The organism is Desulfurobacteriaceae bacterium (assembly GCA_039832905.1).
Classification (GTDB): Bacteria; Aquificota; Aquificia; order Desulfurobacteriales; family Desulfurobacteriaceae; genus Desulfurobacterium.
Genome location: JBDOLX010000014.1, coordinates 1 through 15,202 on the forward strand (window position 1 = coordinate 1; position 15,202 = coordinate 15,202).

20 protein-coding genes are annotated in these 15,202 nt (G+C 35.3%); 10 read left to right on the plus strand and 10 right to left on the minus strand.

All coding sequences use genetic code 11. The features are described 5' to 3' along the window. Together ABGX27_00795 and ABGX27_00800 are read right to left on the minus strand one after the other, a co-directional pair. On the minus strand, positions 1 to 980 hold a 980-nt coding region (locus ABGX27_00795; GenBank protein ID MEO2068035.1), incomplete at its 3' end, for a potassium transporter TrkG. 2 nt (positions 981 to 982) lie between these two features. Beyond that, positions 983 to 2,266 (minus strand): NAD-binding protein, encoded by a 1,284-nt coding sequence (locus ABGX27_00800; GenBank protein ID MEO2068036.1) that lies wholly within the window; start codon positions 2,264 to 2,266, stop codon positions 983 to 985. A gap of 12 nt (positions 2,267 to 2,278) precedes the next feature. On the opposite strand from ABGX27_00800, the gene murJ reads away from it, so the two are divergent. From murJ to ABGX27_00820, 4 genes are all read left to right on the plus strand, one after another. Continuing rightward, on the plus strand, positions 2,279 to 3,790 hold the full coding sequence (gene murJ, locus ABGX27_00805) for a murein biosynthesis integral membrane protein MurJ (GenBank protein MEO2068037.1): 1,512 nt from the start codon (positions 2,279 to 2,281) through the stop codon (positions 3,788 to 3,790). A gap of 15 nt (positions 3,791 to 3,805) precedes the next feature. Continuing rightward, on the plus strand, positions 3,806 to 4,570 hold the full coding sequence (gene lgt, locus ABGX27_00810) for a prolipoprotein diacylglyceryl transferase (protein MEO2068038.1): 765 nt from the start codon (positions 3,806 to 3,808) through the stop codon (positions 4,568 to 4,570). After that, positions 4,570 to 5,484: a branched-chain amino acid transaminase gene (locus ABGX27_00815; GenBank protein MEO2068039.1), complete on the plus strand. Its 915-nt coding sequence runs from the start codon at positions 4,570 to 4,572 to the stop codon at positions 5,482 to 5,484. The genes lgt and ABGX27_00815 overlap by 1 nt, the downstream gene beginning before the upstream one ends. Positions 5,485 to 5,548: 64 nt before the next feature. Continuing rightward, positions 5,549 to 5,812 (plus strand): DUF4911 domain-containing protein, encoded by a 264-nt coding sequence (locus ABGX27_00820; GenBank protein MEO2068040.1) that lies wholly within the window; start codon positions 5,549 to 5,551, stop codon positions 5,810 to 5,812. Between the two features lie 10 nt (positions 5,813 to 5,822). On the opposite strand, the gene ABGX27_00825 is transcribed toward ABGX27_00820, so the two are convergent. Both ABGX27_00825 and ABGX27_00830 read right to left on the minus strand, forming a co-directional pair. Beyond that, entirely contained in the window at positions 5,823 to 6,143 is a 321-nt protein-coding gene (locus tag ABGX27_00825) for a hypothetical protein (GenBank protein MEO2068041.1), read from the minus strand. Then, complete coding sequence (locus ABGX27_00830) at positions 6,136 to 6,396, minus strand: hypothetical protein (GenBank protein MEO2068042.1); 261 nt, start codon at positions 6,394 to 6,396, stop codon at positions 6,136 to 6,138. Before ABGX27_00830 ends, ABGX27_00825 begins: the two co-directional genes overlap by 8 nt. 40 nt (positions 6,397 to 6,436) lie before the next feature. On the opposite strand from ABGX27_00830, the gene ABGX27_00835 reads away from it, so the two are divergent. After that, positions 6,437 to 6,625, plus strand: a complete 189-nt coding sequence (locus tag ABGX27_00835) for a hypothetical protein (GenBank protein ID MEO2068043.1) — start codon at positions 6,437 to 6,439, stop codon at positions 6,623 to 6,625. Positions 6,626 to 6,969: 344 nt separating this feature from the next. Here the strand turns inward: ABGX27_00835 and ABGX27_00840 are convergent, their stop codons facing one another. From ABGX27_00840 to deoC, 6 genes are read right to left on the minus strand one after another with little or no spacing between them, the layout of a single operon-like run. After that, positions 6,970 to 7,686 carry a pseudouridine synthase gene (locus tag ABGX27_00840; GenBank protein MEO2068044.1) on the minus strand — a complete coding sequence of 239 codons (717 nt, stop codon included), beginning with the start codon at positions 7,684 to 7,686 and terminating at the stop codon, positions 6,970 to 6,972. Beyond that, on the minus strand, positions 7,673 to 8,065 hold the full coding sequence (locus ABGX27_00845) for a hypothetical protein (protein MEO2068045.1): 393 nt from the start codon (positions 8,063 to 8,065) through the stop codon (positions 7,673 to 7,675). Before ABGX27_00845 ends, ABGX27_00840 begins: the two co-directional genes overlap by 14 nt. Then, the gene (locus ABGX27_00850; protein ID MEO2068046.1) at positions 8,065 to 8,472 is read right to left on the minus strand and encodes a hypothetical protein; all 408 of its coding nucleotides are present in this window, start codon (positions 8,470 to 8,472) and stop codon (positions 8,065 to 8,067) included. Before ABGX27_00850 ends, ABGX27_00845 begins: the two co-directional genes overlap by 1 nt. Then, positions 8,462 to 9,379: a GTPase Era gene (era, locus tag ABGX27_00855; protein MEO2068047.1), complete on the minus strand. Its 918-nt coding sequence runs from the start codon at positions 9,377 to 9,379 to the stop codon at positions 8,462 to 8,464. Before era ends, ABGX27_00850 begins: the two co-directional genes overlap by 11 nt. Then, complete coding sequence (gene ribF, locus ABGX27_00860; GenBank protein ID MEO2068048.1) at positions 9,357 to 10,214, minus strand: riboflavin biosynthesis protein RibF; 858 nt, start codon at positions 10,212 to 10,214, stop codon at positions 9,357 to 9,359. The genes era and ribF overlap by 23 nt, the downstream gene beginning before the upstream one ends. After that, on the minus strand, positions 10,192 to 10,848 hold the full coding sequence (gene deoC, locus ABGX27_00865) for a deoxyribose-phosphate aldolase (protein MEO2068049.1): 657 nt from the start codon (positions 10,846 to 10,848) through the stop codon (positions 10,192 to 10,194). Before deoC ends, ribF begins: the two co-directional genes overlap by 23 nt. Before the next feature lie 62 nt (positions 10,849 to 10,910). Between deoC and ABGX27_00870 the strand changes: the two genes are divergently transcribed. From ABGX27_00870 to cmk, 5 genes are read left to right on the plus strand one after another with little or no spacing between them, the layout of a single operon-like run. Continuing rightward, on the plus strand, positions 10,911 to 11,660 hold the full coding sequence (locus ABGX27_00870; protein MEO2068050.1) for a pseudouridine synthase: 750 nt from the start codon (positions 10,911 to 10,913) through the stop codon (positions 11,658 to 11,660). Next, the gene (gene kdsA, locus ABGX27_00875) at positions 11,660 to 12,439 is read left to right on the plus strand and encodes a 3-deoxy-8-phosphooctulonate synthase (protein ID MEO2068051.1); all 780 of its coding nucleotides are present in this window, start codon (positions 11,660 to 11,662) and stop codon (positions 12,437 to 12,439) included. Before ABGX27_00870 ends, kdsA begins: the two co-directional genes overlap by 1 nt. Next, a complete protein-coding gene (nth, locus tag ABGX27_00880; GenBank protein ID MEO2068052.1) occupies positions 12,439 to 13,095 on the plus strand; it encodes an endonuclease III in 657 nt (218 codons plus the stop codon). Before kdsA ends, nth begins: the two co-directional genes overlap by 1 nt. Next, positions 13,096 to 14,418 carry a nicotinate phosphoribosyltransferase gene (locus tag ABGX27_00885; GenBank protein MEO2068053.1) on the plus strand — a complete coding sequence of 441 codons (1,323 nt, stop codon included), beginning with the start codon at positions 13,096 to 13,098 and terminating at the stop codon, positions 14,416 to 14,418. Next, positions 14,412 to 15,056, plus strand: a complete 645-nt coding sequence (cmk, locus tag ABGX27_00890; protein ID MEO2068054.1) for a (d)CMP kinase — start codon at positions 14,412 to 14,414, stop codon at positions 15,054 to 15,056. Before ABGX27_00885 ends, cmk begins: the two co-directional genes overlap by 7 nt. Positions 15,057 to 15,202 lie beyond the last annotated feature (146 nt).

Genomic DNA, 15,202 nt, shown 5'->3' on the forward strand with positions numbered 1-15,202 from the left:
GATGTAGGCCAATTTCCGTAATCTACTGAAGAAAATCCTGTTGTAGAGGCAACCGTTACAACTTGGAAAAAACCATAACGGAAAGCTTCCAAGAAACTATTATAAGTTCCACTCTTTAGCAAGATAAAAACTGTAAAAACTGTTGAAATAGCGATTGTTGAAAGATATCCTCTAACCTCGTAGTTGAAAAATAAAACTTTTAAGTTTCTTTTCCTAAAGGCTTTGTAGTATAGAAGAAAGTTTATAGAACTTAAAATCATAAAAAAGGAGATAACAAGCTCTGCCGAAAAGGATCTGAAAGCTCCTACACTTTCATTTTTTGTGGAAAAACCTCCTGTAGAAACGGTAGCAAAAGCATGATTTACAGAATCAAAAAGGTTGAGTCCACATAAAATTAGAAAAATAGTTTCCAGAATGGTTAAACTAAGATAAACAACAACAACCGCTCTTGCTACCTCCTTTACTTTTGGAACAATTTTCTCTTCTACAACCTTTGAAGCCTCAAACCTCAAAAGTTTACTTCCCCCTATTCCCAAAGAAGGCAAAAGCGTTAAAGTAAAGATTACAAAGCCAATTCCACCTACAAAGTGGGTGGTTGAACGCCAAAGTAAAACGCTCTTTGGTAGGCTTTCTATGTCAGTTAGAATTGAAGCTCCAGTTGTTGTGAAACCTGACACAGACTCAAAAAAAGCGTCTGCAAAGTTTTTAATAGTTCCTGTTTTTAAGTATAGGAACGTCGAGAGTAAAGGAAATAACAACCACACCAAGACAACAGTTAGTATAGACTCTCTGACTCCTAGTTCCTTTTCCTTAATCTGAATGCCAAGCAGGAAGAAAGAAAATGATAGGGAGAAAGGATATAGATAATCCATAAAGAGACCGTCTTTTTGAAAAAAAGAGTAAGTTGCAGGTATCAAGAAAGAAGTGGACAAGAGGAAAACAATAATAGAAACATTTTTGAAAACTACTAGAAAGTTCAAACTCATCTTTTTTTCTCAACAAATATGATTACATCACCTTCAAAAAGTTCTGTATCTCCCTTTGCCAAGAAAACTTCGTTTCCTCTTTTAATAGCAACTATTAAGAAAGGTTTTTCTATCTCCATGACCTTCTTTCCCACTAAAGAACTGTCCACCTTTAATTCTACTATGTCTAAATCTTTTGAAAGCTCTAAAACATCGAGAATCCCTCTCTTGCTCAAGGTTCTGTAAACTTTAGAAGCCAAAAGCTTTCTTGGAACGATCGGAACATCTATTCCTATTGATTGTGCGAGCTTTTCGTACTCGGGACGGGAAATTAAAGAGCATACTTTCTTGGCTCCAAGTTTCTTACAAAGAGTTGCTGAGAGAATATTTTCACTTTCACTCTCTCCACACGAAATAACAAGACTGGAATTTTCTATTCCTTCTTCCTTTAGGAATTCTTCATCCAAGAAGTCCCCGTGAAGGACTAAGAATTTGGGAAACTTTCCGGAAATTTCCTCACAAATCTTTTTATCGTGAAAAGCATACTTTACTTTGATGTTCTCCTGCTGGGAAAGAAGAGATAAAATTTCTAAACAGGCTTTAGAATACCCTAAGACGAACACCGATTTGATAGGAGAAAAGGAAATTTTTAAGCTTTTAACGAGATTAAAAACGTTTTCTTTTCTGGTTACTATATAAACATTATCCTCAGGGTATATAAAATTTTTTCCTGAAGGAAGTATTACTTCATTTTCTCTTTCAATAGCAACTATTGTAAAGTCTATTCTGTCTCTAAGATCTTTTAGTTCCGAAATTCTTTTGCCTGCCAAGAAATCATCTAAGCTCACAGAATATTTAAAAATCAAAATTTTACCTTCAAGTTCTACAACTGAAAGGGCAAAAGGATATTTAAGAAGATTTAAGATAACATCTTTTACTTCTGAAAAAACGTTTATTGTTTCTACTTTTAGGAAAGTTTTAAACTCTTTTAGTGAGAATGCCTCATTGCTGACTCTGACAATGATTTTCTCTTTTTTTAAAATGGATTTTAAAAGAAGGGATATTGCTATATTTTTTTCATCGTTTTCCGTTACGATGATAAAGAGATCAAAATCTTTTACCTTTTCTAAACATTCCAAAGAAAGTGCGCTACAGTTTACCGTAAGTAAATCATAGTTGAATTTTAGCTTTTCAAGTTTGCCAAGGTCTTTGTCCAAAACGGCTATCTCATGGTTTTCTTTTGAGAGCTCCTTAGCAAGGTAACTTCCAACCACTCCAGCACCAATAATGCAAACTTTCATTATAATTCCCCTATGGCAAGAAAGGTTTTTAAGTCAGCTTTAATTGTATCAGCATCAATATTTGGTAGCAGAGTTTTAGGTCTTCTTAGAGACATAACAATAGCAGCCTTTTTTGGAGCTACCAGCCTAACCGATGCTTTTTTTGTTGCTTTTAGAATTCCCAACCTTTTAAGGAGAATTTTTGCAGAAGGAGCTTTCAGTTCCGCTTTCACTCCAGCTTTCGCGAAAAAGTTAAAAAGTTCCCTCAAAGAAGCTAAGCTTTTTGCAGAGGAGTTTTTTTCCATTTTACTAATTTCCTTAATTCTTACCGTTATTCTTGGGGAAATTTTTGCTCCACTAATAATCAATCTTATTGCTCCAGGAATAGCAGGAGAGTACTTTGACCTTGCAGTAAGACTTCTAAGAGAAATGCTTCCATATATTTTCTTTGTAAGTCTTGTTGCTTTCTTTGGTGGAATACTAAACGGATTTGAACACTTTTTCGCTCCAGCTTTTTCAACTGCCCTTTTTAATCTCTCTATGATAATTTTTGCTTTTCTTCTAGCTCCAGAAATCTCAATAGAAGCTCTTAGCATCGGAGTTATAGTTGGCGGTATCTTTCAGGTTCTACTACAACTTATTTTTCTAAGGAAGTTCAACTTTCTAATTAAACCCCGTTTCAGGATATCAAAAGACGTTAAGAAGACTTTGAAAAACATAATTCCAGGAATATTTGGTTTTGCCGTAAGACAATTCTCAATGCTTATAGATACCGTTTTAGCATCTTTTTTAAAAGCTGGAGCCATATCGTATCTATACTATGCTAATAGGTTTGTTCAACTCCCTCTTGGAATGTTTGCTGTTGGACTTTCTCAGGTACTTTTACCAAGACTTGCAAAGAAATCTAGTAAAAAGGAAGACTACACTTTTGAACTTCTAAACGGCTTGCTTTTATGTGCTAGTATTGTTATTCCTGCATCCGTTGGACTTATCTTTTTTGGAAAACCTATAATTGATATAGTCTTCAATCACGGGAAATTCTCAGAGATTGCCCTTTCTGAAACATATCTTGTCCTTATCGGTTACTCAATAGGACTTTACTTTTTTTCACTAGAGAAAATAATCACGAACGCCTACTATTCATTGGACGAGTATAGATTTCCAGTAGTTGTTTCTGCCTCAACACTCATTTTTAATCTTTTTGTTAATTTAGTTTTGTGTTTCGTTTTGGACTTTGGAGTTTCCGGTTTAGCAGTTGGAACAAGTTTAACTTCTTTTCTAAATGTCCTTATTTTGTCTTTCTACTTTCAAAAAAGGGAGGGAATTGCTCTAATGAAAGAATTTTTTAAAAATCTTGTAAAATATCTTACTCTTTCAATTCCAGTAGCAATTGTGTCCTTTGTAGGAGCAAAAGTTTACTTCTTACAAGGAAGTTTTCTTTTAAAAGTTGCAGTTATTGTGGCAACGATAGGAATAAGTGCTTTTTCTTACTTTCTACTTCTTTACTTAACTAAAGATAAAGTTATCCGTTTGATAAAAACTTGACCTACTGGAGGAACTATGCATCCTATACTTTTCAAAATTGGCCCAATCACTATTTACACCTATGGAGTAATGGTAGCAATAGGAATTTTGGTTGGTTCTTTTATCCTTTTAAAACTTGCTGAAAGAGAAGGAATTTCTAACGAAGATATATCCGATACCGCTTTTTGGACAGTACTTGCAGGAGTAATTGGAGCAAGAATTTTTTTCTTTGTTTATAATCCTGAATATCTTAATCCTTGGTACAGGATTTTCTATTTCTGGGAAGGGGGACTTGTCTGGTATGGAGGAGTAGTTTTTGGAGCTCTTACAGCTTTCTTCTTTATAAAGAAAAGAAAAATACCTGTTTGGAAGTTTGCAGATATTGTTTCAATTCCTTTGTCTATCGGGCTTGGATTTGGAAGAATTGGTTGCACAATGGCAGGGTGTTGTTATGGAAAAGAGTGTCATCTTCCGTTTGCTATTACTTTTAAAGATCCAAACTCAGCTGCCCCTTTAGGAATTCCCCTCTATCCAACTCAACCGATATCTGCTATAGCCAACTTTCTAATAGCAGGGGTTCTTTACCTCCTTTACAGGAGAAAAAAAGCTGATGGGGAAATTTTTGGCTTTTACCTTATTCTTTATGGAACTTTCAGATTTCTAATTGAGTTTTGGAGGGCAACTCCAAAGGAAATCTTAAATCTTCTTAGCAATAACCAAGTAATAAGTATTATAATGGTGGTTGCAGGATTGATAATAGTTTACTATCGCAGGTTATTAAAATCGGTAGGAGGAACTTGATGGGAAGATACGCTTACTTTGAGGGGAAATTTGTCCCTATAGAGGAAGCAAACATAAACATACAAACGAACTCTTTTCATTACGGTACAGCTGTATTTGAGGGAATAAGGGCTTACTGGAACGAGGAAAAAAAACAACTTTTTGGATTATTCTTTAAAGAACATTACGAAAGAATGCTCCGAAACTGTAAAATCCTCAACCTCCAAGTTAACAAAAGTGCAGATGAACTTGTAGAAATTACCATAGAACTTTTAAGAAAGTGTCAACACAGGGAAGATACTTACATAAGACCTATAGCTTACTTTGCAGATTTAAAAATTTCTCCAAAACTTATTGGTTATAAAACTGAGATAGCTATATACACTCTTCCTCTTGGAGACTACCTAGACCTTTCCAAAGGTCTTAAAGCCAAAACTTCTTCTTTTCACAGAATCAACGACACTATGATTCCTGCAAGGTGTAAAGTAGCTGGTGCTTACGTAAACAGTGCTTTTGCAAAAACAGAAGCTCTAATGAACGGATACGACGAAGCAATTATGTTAAATCCTGACGGAACAGTAGCAGAAGGTAGCGGAGAGAACCTTTTCATAGTTAGAGAAGGAAAGCTTATAACAACTCCTTCTTACAGCAATATTTTGGAAGGTATTACAAGAAATGCAGTAATAACTCTCGCAAAAGAAGAACTTGGTATTGAAGTTGAAGAAAGACCAATCTTAAGAAGTGAAATTTATGTTGCAGATGAAGTTTTCTTTACGGGAACTGCAGCTCAAATTGCTCCCGTTGTTCAGGTTGACCACGTTGTTATTGGAAACGGTGAAATTGGGGAAATTACTAAAAAGCTTCAGGAAGTTTACTTCTCAATAGTTAAAGGTAAAAATAAGAAGTATTCAGACTGGTTAATTCCTATTTATTAAGAATGTCAGGGGGTTAGCCGTTCCCTGACTTCTTCTTTTAAAAAACTTTTCTAAAGGTGGAAAAGTGAGTAGATCTTTAATAAAAGGAAGAAACCTTCTATGTAAGGTAGATGTAAAAGATATAGCTTTCATAAATGCAATTTTTGAGTGGTATCACGAGGTAGCAACTGTTAGGACAAGGGACAGGAAAAAAGGATTAATAGAGCTTTGGATAGCTCCCGAATTTTTTGATGAAGCTTTGAAAGCTGTAGACTATCTTAAAAGTAGAGGATTTGTAAAAGAGTTTGAAATAGTAAAAGAAGTAGGAGACGATTGGCATAGGGAGTAATACTTTAATTCTATTCTTCGTAGAGACGTATAGGTACTCTTTTTAGACTTTCATATCTTTCTTTTAAATGCTCATTTTCTTTTCTTAAAATTTCATTTTCATTTACCAGCTCGTTGTACCTGAGTTTTAGATCTTCATATTTCATTGATAGTTTCTTGTACTTCTGCTCTATCTCTCTGTACTTTTCAACTACTTCATCGTATTTCTCATTAATTTCGTTGTATGCTTGCAGTAGTTTTTCATACTTTTCTTTATATTCGTTGTATTTCTCCTTGCAATTACAAGAATTTAATATCACAAAAAAAGCGAGAAGGAAAAGTTTCTTAGACATTTCCCCTCCTCCTTTCGAAGTAGTTGCGACTCATTTTGTAAACGCCTAGTAGATAAAAAACTACTGCAGAGTAAACAGTTGTAGACATACTAAAGAGTTTTAGGGCTAATATCCAAGTTATGGTTAAGCCCGGTATGTTTTTTAAACTATCTATATTTTCATTAAAAGAATAAGAAAGTCTAACTACAAATTTGAAAGCTTTGCAACTATGTTTTATATCTTGAATTACTTTATCGTAGATTTCTTCACTCACAAATGGGAGAAAGTTACTCTTATACAGGAAGACCTCGGCTATGTTCAACGGAATAGATATGAGAAATAAAATCGTTATGAAAAGAATAATAAATGACCACTCTTTAAAAAACAAGATTGCGTTTTCCCTAATTTCTTTTTCGAAACGGTTAATCTTCATCCTTCCATACAGCAAAGGGAAAAGAAATGGAGAAAGAAGTAATGGAACAGAAGAAACATTAATTGGTTGATATACATATACCAGCAGAGAGAAGCTAAGAAGAAGACTGGCAAAAATAGTGAAAATCAGTATAAACTTTCCACCCTCCAAGCTCTTCCTTGTTTTACTTTCATCTTTGAAAATCATATCAAGTAGTACGCGTCTCCTTTGAATAGCTATACTGTAGAGAGAATAACCTATTGGGATTGAGGTTAAGATTAGAAAAGTAAATACTGTTATACATCTATAAGGAAAAGTAATGCAAAAGAAATAATTAAGAATAAGAACTCCTTTTTATTCCTTTTCTCCTCCATCATCTTTTTTTCTACTCCTCCCCTTATTTAAACGCTCTATTATTATATTTTATTATTTTTTCTAAAGCAATCCTACGAGTTTCTTGAGTTCTTCGAGTTCTTTTGGAGTAAGGTTTCTATATTCTCCTTTCGGTAAATTACCAAGTTTAAGATTTCCAAACTTTATTCTTTTTAAGTACTTTACTGAATGTCCAATCTTTTCAAACATTCTCTTGACCTGGTGATACTTTCCTTCTGTCATCTCTATTTCTGCTTCAGACTCTGTTTCTCCTGCTTTTATGATTTTTACTTTGGCAGGTTTAGTCCTAAAATCTTTAAAACTTATTCCTTTCCTTAAAGATTCTACTTTGTCTTCTGTTAGTTTACCTTCTACTATTACGTAGTAAGTTTTAGGAACTTTCCATTTTGGGTGGGTTAATCTGTGGGCAAGTTCTCCATCATTAGTGATAAGGAGAAGCCCTTCTGCATCTTTATCAAGTCTTCCAACAGGAAAAAGTTTCTCAGGTCTTGGTACGTCAGTGATTAGTTCCATCACTGTAAGTTCCTTATCCTTAGTAGAGGTTATATAACCTGCAGGTTTATGGAGCATTAAGTAGTAGTATTCATCATAATCCACAAATTCGTCGTTTACCAAAACCTCATCTTTTTCAGGATCAACATGAAAACTAGGATCGCTTACTACTTCGCCATTTACTGTGACCATACCTTGTCTTATCAATTTCTTTACTTCCTGTCTTGAGCCAAATCCAGCGTTTGAAAGGAGTTTATCGAGTCTCATTATTAACCTCTATTAAGCTTTTTACTGTAATCGTATAAGATGCTAAGAACGTGAAGAAAATTAGGAGTGTAATCAGTATCTTAGGGGGAGGTGGAGATACAAAAATCTCAGCAATATCCAAAGTAAACATGAAGAAAATAAGGAAAAAGATAAGGTGAAAGATATACCCTTTTAAAAGAACATCCCTTTTGACAGTATCCACTATAAGGAGTTTTAGTGAGTAGCCGAAACCAAAAAAGGATAGAGTGATGAAAAGTAAAGACTGCAGAACGAAAGAGAAAGGATTGTTTCCCAAGAACTTGTAAAGAAGACTGTTAATAATACCTATTGCCAGATAAGTGAAAAGGTAAAAAGAGGTTCCTTGAAGATACTGAACCATTATTTCCCCGTGAAAAGGACTTTTTCTACAGAAAGTTTAAAAGTAAAGTAGATAACAAGAAGTTCAATGTTTAAGAAAATAAAGATTGTTAATGAAGGTTTGCTAATTAAACTTATTAGAAACCACAGGACTATAAATGAAATGATCACAAATGGTATGAACTGTAAAATCCAAGCTTTGAAAAGTTTGCTATTGTCAACATCCACTTTCAGGAATTTTTTTATGGAGAACATGTAAGAGAAAAAGAGCAGTGGGGGAGAGATTGCGTAAGTAAGTATCCTTCCTACGAAAGGAGACCAATCAAGTTTTACAAATAAGCTTAAGATTAAGCTGTTAAACATAAAAATGAACATAAAAGCGTAGGCGTAGGCGAAAAAGGCCTTTAAAAAATCTGACTTAGTAAGCATAGCCAAGTCCTCTTAGTTGGTCTAGTCTATTTCTCCAACCTTCTTTGACTTTAACCCAAAGCCTTAAATAAACTCTCTTTCCAAGAAGTTGTTCTAATTCCTCTCTAGCAAGTATTCCTATTTTCTTAAGTTTTTGGCCACCTTTACCTATGATAATAGCTTTCTGGGAGTCTTTTTCAACGATGATGTCGGCATCTATAACTAACATGTTTGGATCTCTATCTCCTGGTTGGATACTAACAACTTGAACAGTCACTGCGTGCGGTATTTCGTCCCTTGTAAGGAGCATAATCTTTTCTCTGATTATTTCAGAAACAAATTGGTCTAAAGGCATATCCGTAACCATGCCATCTTCATAGTACTTTGGACCTTCTGGAAGATAACCAACTATTACATCTAAGAGTCTATCTAGGTTTGTTCCCCTTGTAGCCGAAATAGGAACAATATCGTTAACAAATGGGAATGTTTTGTGAATCTCATCAATAAGAGGTAAAAGTTCTTCTTTTGGAACACCGTCTATTTTGTTGATAACTACTATTACTTTCGTGTCTTTTCTTTTCTCTTCACCGATTTTTTCCAGAATTTTCTTGTCAGCTTCTGTAAGTCCGCTCCTAGCGTCAATTAGGAAAAGTATTACGTCAGCATCTGGGATAACGCCAAAGGCTATCTCGTTCATATATCTATTAAGTTCAAACTTCTCCTTATGAATACCTGGAGTATCAAGGAAGACAATCTGGGCATCTTTCATATGTTTAACACCAACTATTCTATGTCTTGTTGTTTGAGGCTTATCAGTAACTATGGCAACTTTTGTTCCCAAGAAGCTATTAAGCAGAGTAGACTTTCCAACATTTGGCCTTCCTAAAATGGCAACGTAGCCAGACTTAAAAGTTTTCTGCTCTTCCAACTTTATCCCTCCAATACTTTTTTAGATTTTCTACATCTAATTTAATCTGCTTTTTTAGTTCTTCAATGGAACTAAACTTTTTTTCAGGTCTTAGGAACTTTAAAAACTCAACTTTTACCTCTTTTCCGTAAAGAGGAGGAAGGTTTTCATCTGGAATGTGAACTTCTAACGTTTCTAAGGTTTCTCCTTCCTCAACCGTCGGTTTTTTTCCAAAGTTTGCTATTCCTTTATAGGTTTTGCCATCAACTTCAAGAACTACTTCAAAAACCCCATAAGGTAGAAAAATTTTCTTCTCATACTCAACATTTATTGTCGGAAATCCTATTTCTCTTCCTAATTTTTTACCTTCCTTAACTTTTCCTATTACAAAGTAATTAAACCCTAAAAGCTTGTTAGCTTTTTCTACTTTTCCTGAGGAAAGTAATTCTTTTATTACGCTCGTGCTAATTTTCCTATTTTCTTCTTTTCTAATGGGAACAATAACTACCTCTATTCCTATTCTTTTTCCTAAAATTTTTGCTGTTTCAGCATTTCCAATTCTACCCTTTCCAAAATGCCAGTCTTCTCCTGCAAAAAGTTTTCTACATCCGAGGGTCTTTAACTTAACAAAAAACTCTTCAGGACTTAAATCCTTTATTTCCTTAAAGTCTAAATGCACTAGATCCACTCCAAACTGTTTAGCAAGTAATTCTCTTTCCTTTTCGGAAAAGAATTCCTTTTCCCACTTTCTAATAGATACTACTACAACTTTCTTACATCTTTTTCTTGCTTCTTCTATTAACAGTTGGTGCCCTTTATGGAAAGATTCAAATTTACCTACTATGCAACACTTCATAGGCTATCTCTTTTGCAGAACTTGTTCCTATTCTTTGAACTCCCAAATCTATGTAACTTTTAGCTTTTTGGTAGGTCCTAACTCCCCCTGCTGCTTTAACCTTTATTCTTCCGTTGGAACATTTTAAAAGCACTTTCACGTCTTCATAAGTAGCACCACGAATACCATAACCTGTGGATGTTTTTAGGTAATCCCAGCCGTTTTCTATGGCAAGTTGACAAAGTTTCTTTTTTTCTTCGTCTGTTAAGTAGCAACATTCAAGGATAAGTTTTATTACCTTTCCTTCGGATAGAGACCGAATAGTTTTCAGTTCTTCTTCTACTTTTTTCCACTTTTTTTCCTTTACATTACTTACGTCGACTACGACATCAAGTTCTCCTGCTCCTTCTTTAAGGGAATTCTCAACTTCTTTCAGTTTTAGTTCGAGAGGAATGGCTGAAAGAGGAAAGCTAATTACTGTAGAGATCTTCTCCGAGGGGAGAATTTCCCTTGCTATTCTAATATGCTTGGGGAAAACACAAAGAGTTGCGAAGTTAAACTTTATAGTATCTTTTGCTGCGTGAATAACGTCCCTCTCGGTAGTTGTGGATTTTAGAACAGAAAAGTCTATTTTTGAAAGGATAGAGTTTTCCATTATAGATTTCCTCATAAATTTTGTGAACTCAATTTTACATTATAAAAATGAAGGAGGGAAAAATGCGTTTAAATAAATTCTTAGCCTACGCTGGACTTGGAGCAAGAAGAAAGGTTGAAGAGTTTATAAAGCAGGGAAGAGTGACCGTTAATGGGGAAGTTATAGAAAATCCTACTTATGAAGTGGATCCTAAAAAGGATGTTGTGAAGGTAGATGGAGAGAGAGTAAGGCTTCCCAAAAAGTTTGTTTACATTGCTTTTAATAAACCTCAAGGTGTTTTGACTGCTATGGAGAGGGAACCGGGAGATAAAAGACCGATAGTTGCAGATTACTTTAGAAAGTATCCGGTGAGACTCTTCCCTGTTGGGAGACTAGACTACAATACGGAAGGCTTGCTAATAATGACCAATGACGGAGAGCTTGCCGAAAGGCTTGCCCATCCTAGATACCACGTCCCTAAAACCTATATAGCTAAGGTGAAAGGAAGGGTAACTCCTGCAGAAATTGAAAGGATGAAAAAGGGAGCATTACTTGTTGACGATAAAGGAGATAGATTTTTTGTTAAACCTCTTGATGTAAAACTTTTAAAGCCAACAAAGACTGGAAGGAATACTTACGTTCAAATCACAATAGATATTGGAAAAAACAGGGTTGTTAGGAGATTTTTTGATAGATTCGACCACGGAGTTTTAAAGTTGAAAAGGGTAGCGATTGGTCCTCTTAAACTTGGAAACCTCCCAAAAGGGACTTATAGAGAGCTAACTCCTGAAGAAGTTAAGAAGCTTAAGAAAGTTGCGGGAATGGAGGAGTAATGATCATAATTGCCGGTCCTTGCGTTATAGAAGACAGGGATACTCTTTTTGAAGTAGCAAGAAAGGTGAAAGAGCTTAAAGAAAGATATCCTGAACACACCTTTATTTTCAAAGCCTCTTTTGATAAAGCGAACAGGAGTTCCATTGATTCTTATAGAGGACCTGGTTTAGAAAAAGGGCTCTCTCTTCTTTCTGAGGTTAAAGAAAAGTTTAAACTTCCAATAACTACCGACATTCATGAATCTTGGCAAGCAAAACCGGTTGGTGAAGTTGTTGATATTATTCAAATCCCAGCTTTCTTGTGTAGGCAGACAGATCTTTTAGTTGGAGCTGCAAAAACTGGAAAACCTGTTAACGTAAAAAAGGGTCAGTTTATGGCGCCGTGGGATATGAAAAACGTTGTGGATAAGCTTGTAAAAAGTGATGCAAAAGAGGTTTTCCTTACAGAAAGGGGAACAACTTTTGGTTATAACAACCTTGTTGTTGATTTTAGATCTATACCTATCATGAAACAACTTAAAGCCAAAGTCATTTTTGATGCCACTCACTCCGTTCAAAGACCTGGAGGTTTAGGAAAAGCAAGTGGAGGGGATAGGGATTTTGTTCCTTATCTTGCAAGGGCTGCTGTTGCTGTTGGCGTAGATGGACTATTTTTTGAAGTTCATCCTGAACCAGAAAAAGCATTATCCGACGGTCCTAACATGCTAGATCTTAGCGATTTTGAAAAACTCCTAGGGAAACTTTTTAAGCTCCATTCTTTCATTAAGGAGAATTTTTGATGAAAGACGAGCAAATACACGAAGTAGTTGAGATACTAAGAGAAGAAACAAAGAAGTGGAACGTTCCTGTTGTTTCTTTAATGTCCCAAATGGATAGAGATCCTTTCAAGATACTTATAGCTACAGTTCTCTCTTTGCGAACAAAAGACGAAGTTACAGCTAAAGCTTCTGAGCGTCTCTTTCAAGTAGCAGACGATCCTTACAAAATGCTTGAACTTAGCGAAGAAGATATATCTAAACTTATCTATCCAGTTGGTTTTTATAGGCGAAAAGCAAGGAATATAAAGGAGATATGCAAAATTCTTGTAGAGAAATATAGTGGTAAAGTTCCTGATAGTTTGGAGGAACTTTTAGAATTACCTGGAGTTGGTAGAAAAACGGCCAATCTCGTTATTACACTTGGTTTTGGAAAACTTGGGATTTGTGTTGATACCCATGTTCACAGAATTTCTAACCGTCTTGGCTATGTTAACACGAAAACTCCAGAGGAAACTGAGTTTGCATTGAGAGAAAAACTTCCCAAAGAGTACTGGATAGAAATAAACGATCTTCTTGTGTCATTGGGACAGCACATTTGCCATCCAACTTCTCCAAAGTGTTCCATCTGTCCCATAAAAGAATATTGTGAAAAAAGAGGAGTAAAAAGGAGTAGGTAAATGGGAAGTCTTTCCCTGTTTACAGATCTTTATGAACTTACGATGATGTGCGCTTATCTTGACAATGAAAAAAAAGAGTGGTCTGCTTTTGAACTTTTTGTGAGGAAACTTCCTAAAAATAGAAACTACCTTGTATATGCAGGATTAAACGATGTTATTGAAATAGTAGAAAACCTTTCCTTTTCAAAAGAAGACATTGATTATCTTTACTCTCTAAAACTCTTTCCCGATTGGTTTTTGGACTTTTTAAAGGAATTTAGATTCTCAGGAAACATTTATTCTATGAAGGAGGGAACACTTTTTTTCCAACATGAACCTGTTTTAAGGGTGGAAGCTCCAATTTATGAAGCTCAGCTTCTTGAAACAATTTTAATGAATCAGATTCACGTATCTTCTTTGATAGCAACAAAAGCGGCTCGTGTTTTTTCCGTTTCTAAAAGAAGGACTTTAGCTGACTTTTCTCTTCGTAGAACTCATGGCTTTGATGCAGGGTTAAAGGTAGCGAGAAACAGCTACATAGCCGGTTTTGACTCAACCTCTAACGTTCTTGCGGGAAAAATTTTTGGTATTCCTGTCGTTGGTACCGTAGCCCATTCCTTTATTATGTCGTTTGAAAGTGAAGAAAAAGCCTTTAGAGCTTACGCTAAGACCTTTCCACAAAATACAGTCTTACTTATAGATACTTATGACACTGTTCAAGGGATAAAGAAAGCTATAGAAGTAGCAAAAGAACTGGAGTTAAAAGGTTACAAACTTAAGGGAGTTAGAATAGACAGTGGAAACTATATAGAACTTTCGAAGTTAGCAAGAAAACTTCTTGATGAAGCAGGTCTCTTTCACGCTAAGATAGTTATAAGCGGTGGGCTTGACGAATACAAAATAGAGGAAATTCTAAAAAGTCAAGCTCCTGTTGATGCTTTTGGAGTAGGAACAAAACTTGGAACTTCTGAAGACTCCCCCTACATAGACTTTATATACAAGCTTGTAGAACTTGACGGAAAACCTGTTATGAAAACCAGCGAAGGGAAAAAGATGTACCCTGGAAGAAAACAGGTTTTTAGACAAACCGATAAAGATATTGTTGCCTACTTTGAGGAAAAATTTGAAGGAGAACCTCTCCTAGAAAAAGTTATGGAAAATGGAAAGTTAATAAAAAAACTTCCAAATCTTAGAGAAATCAGAGATTACTTTATTTTCAACTTTGAGAACTTTCCTGAGGAGATAAAGGATATTCACCAGAAAAGGGAATATCCTGTAGTCGTAAGTGAAAAACTTGAAAGCCTTTACGAAAAGTTAAAGAACTTAGGGGGTAATCATTGGTAAGAATAATCACAATTGATGGTCCTGCAGGAGCAGGAAAGAGTACCGTTGCTAAAGAAATTGCTAAAAGATTTGGCTTTGTCCACCTAGATTCTGGAGCTATTTACAGAACTATAGGGGTTGTATGTAAAGAAAGAGGAATAGACTTAGAAGATGAAAGAGCGGTTGTAGAGCTAGTCCAAACCCTAAATATGGAACTTAAAGAGGGAAAGGTTTTTCTTAATGGAGAAGAAATAACTGAAAAAATAAGAACTCCTGAAGCCGGTTTTTTAGCATCAAAAGTAGCTCAGTTTAAAGAAGTTAGAGAAGTAATAGTTAGGATATTGCGAAAAATGGCTAAAGGAAAGAAAATCGTTATTGATGGTAGAGATGCTGGAACTTACATCTTTCCTGAAGCTGATCTAAAAATTTATCTAACGGCATCACCTGAAGAAAGAGCAAAAAGAAGATATAAAGAACTTAAAGAGAAAGGTTTTGAAATTTCTTTTGAAAGTGTTCTAAAAGAAGTTATAGAAAGAGACGAAAGAGACAAAAACAGAGATTTTGCTCCTCTTACCATTCCAGAAGGGGCGTTAATTATTGATACAACTGGGAAAAATATAGAGGAAGTAATACAAAGTATCTCTAAATTTTTGGTATAGACAGTTGACACCTCTTAATCCGATGCCTATATTAGCCACCGTCAAAATTGAATAGGGTTGGCGAGGAAGGGAAGGTTGACAAAGGAAGGTGAAAGTCCTAAATTACCACCTCGCCAATCAAACCCCTCAGGAAAGTGGAAACGAGG